The sequence below is a fragment of the Klebsiella sp. S69 genome, from assembly GCF_016516145.1.
GTDB lineage: Bacteria > Pseudomonadota > Gammaproteobacteria > Enterobacterales > Enterobacteriaceae > Klebsiella > Klebsiella oxytoca.
Map to the genome: position 1 here is coordinate 1 of NZ_JACVUU010000125.1, position 205 is coordinate 205.

The 205-nt window shown below is 53.7% G+C and carries 1 other RNA gene; it reads left to right on the forward strand.

What is annotated here, in order from left to right:
* Positions 1–40 precede the first annotated feature (40 nt).
* Positions 41–172: non-coding RNA, RtT sRNA (locus tag IAE27_RS29485), on the forward strand.
* The last annotated feature ends 33 nt before the right edge of the window (positions 173–205 follow it).

Below are 205 nucleotides of genomic sequence, written 5' to 3' on the forward strand. Positions count from 1 at the left end.
CCGACCAAATTCAAAAGCCTGCTCAACGAGCAGGCTTTTTTGCATCTGTAGTTTGTGAGGATGAGAACCTCCGGGGGAAGAGGTTCGACTCGAGCGGAGCGAGAGAACGTTGCGTCAGCAACGGCCCGTAGGGCGAGCCACGTAGTGGCGAGTTATCCTCTATCACCGACCAAATTCAAAAGCCTGCTCAACGAGCAGGCTTTTT